We start from the raw sequence: 7,878 nt of genomic DNA, 5'->3' as shown, positions 1-7,878 counted from the left end.
CCGGCTAAGGCGAAGGCTCCGGCTAAGGCGAAGGCTCCGGCTAAGGCGAAGGCTCCGGCTAAGGCGAAGGCTCCGGCTAAGGCGAAGGCTCCGGCTAAGGCGAAGGCTCCGGCGAAGGCGAAGGCTCCGGCGAAGGCGACGGCTCCGGCTTTGACTCCGGCGACGGCTCCGGCTAAGGCGAAGGCTCCGGCGAAGGCGACGGCTCCTAAACCAGCTATTATTCCTTGGCGAATCGTGATGACCAAAAAGACAATCAATGTAATTAGAGCAACCCAGCCCGCAATTCGGTTCACATTAGATAAGTTAAATATCAGCGACACCAAGTAACCATTGACAGCCCAGAGAAATCCTGACAGTCCCGACAATAAGAATGAGATAATAACTAAACCAATTACCCAACGTCGTTGCAGTCCAGCTTTGGCATGGCTGAAGTTTGCCCCTGTCAGGTTAGCGTTGGTGAAGTTTGCCCCTCGGATGTCGGCATAGCTAAAGTTTGCACCCGCAAGGTCTTGTCCTTTGAAGTTGCGTCCTCGGAGATTTTGACCGGAGAAGTCTAAAGCCATGTTCCACTTTACGGGGGTGAGCAAATCTTACTACACGTTCACCCCTGTAAATTCAGGAAAAGTTAGATATTTTTCATTAATGGAGTTCAAAGACTCGTTCACGAGTATCAAAGACTCGTCGGCGAGTATCAAAGACTCGTCGGCGAGTATCAAAGACTCGTTGGCGAGTATCAAAGACTCGTTGGCGAGTATCAAAGACTCGTTGGCGAGTATCAAAGACTCATTCACGAGTATCAAAGACTCGTTAACGGAGTTCAAAGACTCGTTCACGAGTATCAAAGACTCGTTGACGGAGTTCAAAGACTCGTTCACGAGTATCAAAGACTCGTTAACAGAGTAAATCTTAAGTAGGGTGCGTTATGGCTTCACTCTAGATAATTTAGATTATGCGTATTGTGCCCGTCCCATTGCAGACGGCATAAATTTTCTTTCTAACCTTCCCCATCCCGCAACATTTGAGGCAGGTAAAAAAGCTTGCTCTAATTCCCTCCTTATTACTGCAATATCATGTCCGCCAAATTACCCATAATAAAAGAACCTCTCCCCACAGTCTTACGGTGTACACACAAGTCGAATTACCCCCCTTAATCCCCCCTTGGAAAGGGGGGAAACAAGAGATTCTCATTCCCTCCCCTTTACAAGGGGAGGGTTAGGGTGGGGTAATTCGAGGGCTGGTAGTGATTCGATAACTTGTGTGTACACCGTAGCTAATCTTCGCGGGGAAGACAAGATTTCTTGTTCCCTCCCCAATCTTCGGAGGGAAAACAAGATTTCTTGTTCCCTCCCCTTGCCAAGGGGAGGGTTAGGGTGGGGTAAAACTGACGCTAAAACCTCAGTTAATCAGTTCTTGGAGTTTAATAACTAATCAAGCGGACATAATATAAATACTTACCCCGCCAGCCGATACATAATCACTTTTCCTTTCCAATTTTCTTCCACAAATACCAAATACTCACCATTGGAACGCCGAAAAGCGCGGATACCGTAGGGTATATCAATCCAGCCACTTTCGCTGCCAACTTCTGGGCCTGGTTTAAACTGTTTTACTTGCACTCCCGTCTTAGCATTATAGACATGTACCTCTGCGGTTTTAACCGTCACGGCAAATACATGATCTCCCGCCACACTCATCGCAGCCGTAGACACTTCATGTTTGCCAGTGGTGTCATAGGGAATTACAATCCGCCATTTGGGAGTACGATTACCTTGATTCCAATTGTCAAAACGGGCAATCTCAGAACCAACAACTCCAGTATCGTCACCGAATGCAGGGTGATCTACTGTGAAGCCTGACAAATACATGGTATCTGTTTCCGGGAAATATTCCAGCCGCCGCAAGTCGTTAAATATCTTGGGAGTAGTTTGCTTCTGCATCAAACTATAGTTATAGATGGGGTTGCCTTTAGCATCTATTCCCTGTAAAGGATAGTGGCGAATGCCATCTTGGGTTCGCAAAGCTTTCCAAACATCTCCTTTGCTGTCTACCCACCATCCGCCGATATAGGGATAATCTTTGCTGGTATCATATTCGTTCTTTTCAAATTTGCCATTACCGTTGCGATCGCGCCAGATCCATTCCCCTTTTTTTGGTTGATCCGGTGGCCAATTCCCGGTGAGAAATGGTTTATCGGCGCTATTGGTACCGACAAACATTCCGGCTGGGATCGCAATTTTGCCATCTGTGGCTGGATTAAAACGATATATTTGCAGAAAGCTGTTATACATATCTGTGAGGTACAAAAACGGCTTTCCTTTGATGCGGCGAACAAAGGTTCCATCTGGCGATGTATGCAGTCGTGGATCTTGAGGATATTTGAAACCATTTAAAGTGTAGGCTTTGTAAGTCCATTGCTTACCAGCAGGCTTACTGTAGTCCATCAGATAGTGTTCTTGTTTGGTGAATAAATCTACACCATCAGTTTTAGGATCAGCATCTGCATTATCGACGAATATCAATCCCAGCGATCGCCAGATTAGTTTTCCCGATGGCGAAAATTTCCGCAAATCTGTTCCTGATTTGTTGAAACCATCACTATTTATATAGATATTCCCTGAAGTATCTGTACCGACTCCAGTAAGTCCGTAAAGTTTCAAATCTCGAACTTCACCAGGAACTCCTGCATAGATACCGCCTTTAGAGCCAAAACTACCCACCTGCACGGGCTGATCTTTGATATCATAAATCAACATTTGCTGACGCGGCCCATTTTCTGCCACTAACAGCTTACCTTGATGATCAATTGCGATCGCTGTTGGTTCAACAATATCTGCAATCTCTTGGGGTAATTGCTTTCCACTCTGGGAATAATGGAGAATCTTGGCAGGATTACTACCATTTTTGCTTTGAATAATCCAGAGATTTTTTTGTGGATCAATAGTTATTGCTCCCGGATTAGCAACGGTAAAGCTGCGGAGTTCCTTCATCGTATCAGGATCATAGACACGAATTTGATTAGCAGCAGAATCACTCACATACAACTCGCTTTCCACAGTTGCTAATCCAGTGATTTCATTTTTAGTGCTGGTAATTAACATACTTTTATCCCAGCCACGCCCATTGGGAAACGGCGCAGGTTTTCCCGACAAGTCATAGCGTCTAACGCAATGCCAAGTTGTTCCTTCAGGTGGGTAATCTTCATCTGTTTTACCCCTCGAACCCTGAGTCATGGCAATGTAAATATATTTACTATTTGCTGTTACAGCTTTGCCACCTCCACGACTCCAGCCGTGAGTATCCCCAATAGCACCAATAACTTTACCATCCTTATATATGGCTGCCTCCATTCCCGCCTCATCCCAATGGCTATTGGTATAAACTGTGCCATCAGGGGCAACATACATTGCCTCAATATTGTTTTGTACCCGCAGATTTCCACTGCCAAAAGTATTACCTATCCACGATGTTTTGTACGTGAGTGTGGGTGTTCCAGTTATCGCCCAGTCTGTTGTAATTCCAATGGTAGTAACAATTGCTCCAGCAGTCAGACTGAGTAAAAAGTTGAAAGTTTTACTTCTTTGTAAATATCTAATCTTAGATAGTTTTTTGATGTGCTGATTTAGCTGGTGACGAAGTTTTACTAACTGCGTCAGTAATTTATTTCTCATATAAATTTTAAGCTTTTAATTATTTATATACAATCACTATTTATAAAATCCGTACAAAATTTAACTATTTTCAACTGGATAAGATACAAATTATTTAGGGATACGGCATCTGATTAAATATCAATAACAAACAATCTAGATTCAAAAATCCTATTCACAGAAACTTTATCAAAATAACATTATTTTAGCCAATTTTTCCTATGTATCAATATTTACTTTTATCAAAGCACAAATTGTAAATATTAATACAAAATTGTTTATTCCTAAAATAGTTGATATTGATTTTTTTCTTTCCCTGTCTACCACTTAGCTTGTTTGCTGGCAGGAATCATATATATCGCCATCAGTGTTCTTTAGTTAATAAAAACACAGGCTTAAATTCATTGTTGACGTTTACATATAAATAGTTTATAAATTGGTGTTCTAGAAAAAACTCTTATTTGTAATGTGTATTCGTAAATTTTAGTAATTCAGGTTGGGATATAACAAACACGCTGTTAGGGCAATTCATGAATTGTCCCTACTGTTTTAATACATTTATAGGAGACACATTGATGGAAGGTAATAAAGAAACAAGTTTTGCTTCATCATCTGCATCTATTCTCACCCTTGGATTAGGCTGGTTTCCCAAAAGCCCTGGAGGATTAGAAAGGTATATTTATGAATTAACTCATAAATTGGCAGCAAATAAAGACGAGGTTGAATTATGTGGAGTCGGTCTACCAGAGGCTGAAATAAATTCGCCTATTAAGCTGACTAACTTGGCTTCTGTTGATAGTGCTATTTGGCAAAGATTATGGTCGATTCGCACTAACTTCCAAAAAACAAGAACAAGCAAACCAGATGCTATTAATTTGCACTTTGCATTATATAGCTTTCCGATTTTAGATATTTTACCAAAGGGAGTACCAGTTACTTTTAACTTTCATGGACCTTGGGCTTCTGAAAGTCAGCAAGAGGTAGTTAATAAAAATCTCAGTCTTTTGATCAAACACTGGTTAATAGAACAAAACACTTATAATCGCTGCGATCGCTTCATTGTTTTGAGCAAAGCATTTGGTAAAATTTTACATGATAAATATCAAGTACCGTGGAGCAAAATTAATGTTATTCCTGGTGGAGTTGATATTAACTGGTTTCAACCAAATTTATCACCCCAGGAAGCTTGTACAAAGCTAGGCTGGCCTAGTAATCGCCGGATCATATTTACATCCCGCCGCTTAGTACATCGAACCGGAATTGACAAATTATTGCAGGCACTGGCTATAATTAAGCCCAGAATACCAGATGTTTGGCTAGCGATCGCAGGTCGTGGTCACATCCAAGCTGCACTACAACAACAGGCTACAGAATTAGGATTAGACGACAACGTTAAATTTTTAGGTTTTCTCCCTGATGAGCAATTACCTATAGCTTACCAAGCTGCTGAATTAAGTGTCATGCCTAGTCAATCTTTTGAAGGATTTGGATTAGTAATAGTCGAGTCTCTAGCCTGTGGTACTCCTGTTTTATGTACCCCAGTTGGGGGAATGCCAGAAATTTTATCACAATTTTCACCCGATTTAATTACTACTTCAACAGTAGCCTCAGCTATTGCTGAAAAATTAGAACAAGTACTTTTGGGAAATATCCCCATGCCTTCACGTGTAGCTTGTCGCCATTACGCCACCACACACTATGACTGGAATCAAATTGCCCAACAAGTACGGAATATTTTATTAGCTTAAACAAGTGATTGTAATATAGCAGTCCTAAATCATTTGTAAAAATAAATTAACCGCAGAGGCGCAGAGAGCGCAGAGAGAGGAATCGGAGATTTTTACGACTCATTTAGGATTGTAATAGATGTTAAAGGTGCTACGTGAGTCAAATTAGATAAACTAGAGGTTTTATGAGAATTCTTTTCTTAGACCAAAGTGGTAAACCAGGCGGTGCCGAATTATGTTTAATAGATATTGCTAAACCATATGGCGCTTGTGCTTTGGTAGGTTTATTTGCAGATGGGCCATTTAAAGATTTACTACAGCAAAATCATATCCCAGTAGAAGTTCTCGCAACTCAAGCAATCGAAGTTCACAAAGAAAGCAGTTTGGTACAAGGATTAAAGAGTCTGGGACAACTTGCACCTTTGATTACTAAGGTAGTTAAAAAAGCACGTGAATATGATTTAATCTATGCCAATACCCAAAAAGCATTAGTTGTAGGGGCATTAGCAAGTTTTTTCAGTCGTCGCCCTCTAGTTTATCATTTACATGATATTCTTTCCAAAGAACATTTTAGCAAAACAAATCTTCGCATTGCTGTTAACTTAGCTAATCGTTTTGCATCATTAATAATTGCTAATTCCCAAGCTAGTCAAACAGCGTTTGTGCAAGCAGGAGGACGCTCAGACATCATCGAAGTTGTCTATAACGGCTTTGACCCAAAAATTTATCGAACTGATGAATCTGATATTAAGAAATTACAGCAACAGTTAGGATTATCAGGAAAATTTGTAGTCGGACACTTTAGCCGTCTTGCACCTTGGAAAGGGCAGCATATTTTAATTGATGCCCTTGCCAAATGTCCGCAAGAGGTGACAGCAATTTTAGTGGGTGATGCACTGTTTGGCGAACAAGATTATGTCCAAAAATTACACCAACAAGTTGCCCAACTGGGACTAGAAAACCGTGTCAAATTTTTAGGATTTCGTTCTGATATTCCCCAGTTAATGGCAGCTTGTGACTTAGTGGCACATACCTCTACTTCCCCAGAACCGTTTGGTAGAGTGATTGTAGAGGCAATGCTATCTGGAAAACCTGTAGTTGCAGCAAAAGCTGGGGGTGTGATGGAATTAGTAGAACATGGATTTAATGGTTTTCTAATGACACCAGGAGAAGCCCAGGAACTTGCACAAGTAATTATCACCTGTCTTCAGGAGATGGAAATAACTGCAACTATAGCCAAGAATGCCAGGATTATTGCTAGTGAGCGTTTTGATATCGCAATTATTAATCAGCAAATTGCTCAACTGCTGTCTCATATCACGTCCGCTTAAATAGACATATAGAGGTTTTAAATTGCGTGGAGTACAGACAATTCGTAGGGGCGCACAGCTAGCTGTAATTGTGTGCCTCTACCTACTAGGTTTCAAAGCCTCTCCACCCGTGGGGGATAAGTTTCCAGCGGATGGAATTTAAAAACTTTGCGTTTCCCTGGGAATGAGTATAGCAAGTTGGTTAAGTTAGCAATAATGTATGTCATATAAATAATGTGATTAACAAGATTGACTTAAAAAAATTCATATTATATCATTATTGTGACTAATGTAGCAAAAATACATTTAATTACCCAGACTTGGTAGATAAAAAGATTTTGCAGAACATAGCGATGTGTGATGAAAACACATAGCAGTACACAAGTGGAATCAAACAGATAAAGAACACTAATTTTATGACATCAACCACAACTTACACTTACGATGTCGATGGCAAAGTGATATCTGAGAGGACAGACAACAACACTGATGGGATAATAGACTCAGTTATTACCTACCGCTATGATCTGACATCCACGAGCATTGACGACAACGGCGACGGCAAAGTTGATTCTGTCAAAACCTATACTTATGATGCCAAGGGCAAGTTGACATCCGAGAGCAATGACATCATCAACGGCGACGGCAAAATTGATTATGTCCTAACCGATATTTATGATGCCAAGGGCAACCGGACATACTTTAGCCGTGACGACAAGGGCGACGGCAAACTTAATTATGTCATAACCTCTACTTATAATGCCAAGGGCAAGTTGACATCCGAGAGCACTGACAACAACGGCGACGGCAAACTTGATTCTGTCCAAACCTATACTTATAATGCCAAGGGCAACCAGACATCCTTTAGGAGTGACAACAACGGCGACGGCAAAGTTGATGTTGTCTATACCTATACTTATGATGCCAAGGGCAACCGGACATCCTTTAGCAGTGACACCAACGGCGACGGCAAAGTTGATGTTGTCTATACCTCTACTTATGATGCCAAGGGCAACCAGACATCCACGAGCAGTGACACCAACGGCGACGGCAAAGTTGATTCTGTCGATACCTATACTTATGATGCCAAGGGCAACCGGACATCCACGAGCAGTGACTACAACGGCGACGGCAAAGTTGATTCTGTCCAAACCTCTACTTATGATGCCAAGGGCAACCAGACATCCACGAGCA

The 7,878-nt window shown here is 41.5% G+C and carries 5 protein-coding genes; 3 read left to right on the top strand and 2 right to left on the bottom strand.

Annotation, left to right across the window (positions count from 1 at the left end; translation table 11 throughout):
* Positions 1-563, bottom strand: a 563-nt coding sequence (locus tag V7K49_RS20585) for a pentapeptide repeat-containing protein (protein WP_335207171.1), incomplete at its 3' end; no start/stop codon positions are given.
* A gap of 888 nt (positions 564-1,451) precedes the next feature.
* Positions 1,452-3,668, bottom strand: a complete 2,217-nt coding sequence (locus V7K49_RS20580; RefSeq protein ID WP_335207170.1) for a hypothetical protein — start codon at positions 3,666-3,668, stop codon at positions 1,452-1,454.
* A gap of 554 nt (positions 3,669-4,222) precedes the next feature.
* Here V7K49_RS20580 and V7K49_RS20575 point away from each other — a divergent pair.
* From V7K49_RS20575 to V7K49_RS20565, 3 genes are all read left to right on the top strand, one after another.
* The gene (locus V7K49_RS20575) at positions 4,223-5,395 is read left to right on the top strand and encodes a glycosyltransferase family 4 protein (protein WP_335207169.1); all 1,173 of its coding nucleotides are present in this window, start codon (positions 4,223-4,225) and stop codon (positions 5,393-5,395) included.
* A gap of 164 nt (positions 5,396-5,559) precedes the next feature.
* Positions 5,560-6,705: a glycosyltransferase family 4 protein gene (locus tag V7K49_RS20570; RefSeq protein WP_335207168.1), complete on the top strand. Its 1,146-nt coding sequence runs from the start codon at positions 5,560-5,562 to the stop codon at positions 6,703-6,705.
* A 395-nt stretch (positions 6,706-7,100) separates the two neighbouring features.
* Positions 7,101-7,878 (top strand): hypothetical protein (locus V7K49_RS20565; protein WP_335207167.1); only part of this gene is annotated, 778 nt, incomplete at its 3' end.

The sequence above is a fragment of the Nostoc sp. genome (assembly GCF_036919675.1).
Taxonomy (GTDB): Bacteria; Cyanobacteriota; Cyanobacteriia; order Cyanobacteriales; family Nostocaceae; genus Nostoc.
Note: the sequence above shows the minus strand (reverse complement) of the source record. Positions and strands in the feature narration are given on the sequence as shown.